Source organism: Methanosarcina sp. DH1 (genome assembly GCF_020804205.1).
In the GTDB taxonomy this organism is placed as follows: Archaea; Halobacteriota; Methanosarcinia; order Methanosarcinales; family Methanosarcinaceae; genus Methanosarcina; species Methanosarcina vacuolata.
Window position 1 is genome coordinate 1 of record NZ_WJBJ01000005.1, and the last position, 2,398, is coordinate 2,398.

Genomic DNA, 2,398 nt, shown 5'->3' on the forward strand with positions numbered 1-2,398 from the left:
GACTACAAGCTTACCCCAGCAGTCCGGACTCCGACTTTCTACAATGACGGTGGGTTTGGAGTTTGACAGGCGGGCGAGGGGTTTCCCCCCCGGAACCGCTAATCAGTGCTCTACTCCACCGACGATCTCCAGTCAGGTCATGCTGCGACATGTTTTGGAAGGAACCAGCGGATGCCGGGTTAGATTAGCATTTCACTACGAGACGCAGGTCACACGAATGATTTGCAGATCAATACCGCTTGCGGTCCTCCACGTAGCTTTCGCCACGCTTCAACCTGCCCACGCCTAGATCACCCGGCTTCGGGTCTTACCCCAGTGACTCCACGCACTTGTATACGTCGTGCCTCGCTCGRAGAGCTGCGCACATGTTGCTTTCGCTTCGGCTGCCCAGATAAAGGTTAGCCATTGCCACTGAGATAAACTCCCTGGCCCGTTCTTCAAAACGTAAGATACGACACTGGCAGTGATATTCGTACAACATTCTCGCGAATGGTTCCTTCATATCAGAGTTCCTTTCATGCCGTATCGTTCTATCACTATCAGGTTTCAGGCACTTTGCACCTCCCTTCTCGGGGTACTTTTCAGCGTTCGGTCACCCTACTATTTCGCTATCGGTCTCAAGTAGTATTTAGTTTTGGAGGTTGGTGCCCCCCAGATTCCCGCACGATATCCAACGCACGGTACTCAGGGACATGTTCCGGTCTTTTGGTTTACACATACGTGACTGTCACACTCTACGGTCTGCCGTTTCAGGCAAGTTCTGTTTAGCCGCCGGACGTTTGAACAGCCCTACAACACCACATTTCCCTGTGAAGGGATTCGGTTTGAACTGTRCCGTTTTCACTCGCCGTTACTCACGGTATCTCGGTTGATTTCTTTTCCTGCTCCTACTGAGATGTTTCAATTCGGAGCGTTCCCGATCATTACTGATCACTATGGAGAGGTCCCATTCGGAAATCCCGGGTTCATTGGCTCCTTGCACCTACCCCGGGCTTATCGCAGCTTGGCACGTCCTTCATCAGCTCTTGAGCCGAGCCATCCACCTGAYAGCATAATTCCTGTGTATCCTAACCAGGTCCAGAAAGCGTCCAGTATACAGCACCTATACATGACTTCATGTACCTGCGTGTCAACGCAGGCAATCCGCCCTTCCCCGAAAATTTACTTTTCGGGTGCACAAAAATGGACTTGCTGGGATTCGAACCCAGGGCCTCTGCCTTGCAAAGGCAGCGATCTTCCATCTGATCTACAAGCCCTAGAGAGACTAGAGATCCACAACGGATCTCAGGGGTGAGGATTTTGTTCGGTTTATCGGCATCTGGGCAGTGGGTTTTTTGCTTAGGAGGTGATCCAGCCGCAGATTCCCCTACGGCTACCTTGTTACGACTTAACCCCCCTTGCAAAGCACAGGTTCGAACACGACACAGAGTTCGTGCCCTCACCCATACCTCACTCGGGTGGTTTGACGGGCGGTGTGTGCAAGGAGCAGGGACGTATTCACCGCGCTATATTGAAACGCGATTACTACGGATTCCAGCTTCACGAGGGCGAGTTACAGCCCTCGATCCGAACTAAGGATGGGTTTGTGAGATTACCAGCCCTTTTCAGGGGAGGGACCCATTGTCCCATTCATTGTAGCCCGCGTGTAGCCCGGGAAATTCGGGGCATACTGACCTACCGTGGCCCGCACCTTCCTCCGATTTAACACCGGCGGTCCCCACAGAGTACCCATCATCCCGGAGGATATGCTGGTAACAGTGGGCACGGGTCTCGCTCGTTGCCTGACTTAACAGGATGCTTCACAGTACGAACTGGCGACGGCCATGCACCTCCTCTCAGCGATTCAGGCAAGGTCTTCAGCCTGGCCTACATATTGCTGTCGTCCCCRGTGAGTTGTCCGGCGTTGAGTCCAATTAAACCGCAGGCTCCACCCGTTGTTGTGCTCCCCCGCCAATTCCTTTAAGTTTCAGCCTTGCGGCCGTACTTCCCAGGTGGCTCGCTTCACGGCTTCCCTGCGGCACCAGACACGGTCGCGCCATGCCTGACACCTAGCGAGCATCGTTTACGGCTGGGACTACCCGGGTATCTAATCCGGTTCGTGCCCCCAGCTTTCGTCCCTCACCGTCGAACCCGTTCTGGTAAGACGCCTTCGCCACAGGTGGTCCCACAGGGATTACAAGATTTCACTCCTACCCCTGTAGTACCTCTTACCTCTCCCGGTTCCAAGTCTGGCAGTATCCCCCGAAAGCCTAATAGTTGAGCTATCAGATTTCCCGGAGGACTGACCAAACCGGCTACGGACCCTTTAGACCCAATAATCACGATCACCACTCGGGCCGCCGGTGTTACCGCGGCGGCTGGCACCGGTCTTGCCCGGCCCTTGCTAACAGGTGTATTT

Annotated in this window: 1 protein-coding gene, 1 tRNA gene, 1 rRNA gene and 1 other annotated feature (1 of these 4 cut by a window edge); all 3 genes read right to left on the minus strand. The window is 54.2% G+C overall.

Features of this window, described 5'->3' with window-relative positions; all coding sequences use genetic code 11:
- Window positions 1-1,067: ribosomal RNA gene (locus tag FXW07_RS01845) — 23S ribosomal RNA — on the minus strand; the annotation flags it as partial.
- A 116-nt stretch (window positions 1,068-1,183) separates the two neighbouring features.
- A tRNA-Ala gene (locus tag FXW07_RS01850) sits at window positions 1,184-1,256 on the minus strand.
- Window positions 1,257-1,340: 84 nt separating this feature from the next.
- Window positions 1,341-2,398, minus strand: a sequence feature (most likely nonfunctional fraction of RNA operon) (it continues 429 nt past the right edge of the window).
- Window positions 1,914-2,039 (minus strand): hypothetical protein, encoded by a 126-nt coding sequence (locus tag FXW07_RS19185; protein ID WP_255678547.1) that lies wholly within the window; start codon window positions 2,037-2,039, stop codon window positions 1,914-1,916. It overlaps the preceding feature by 126 nt.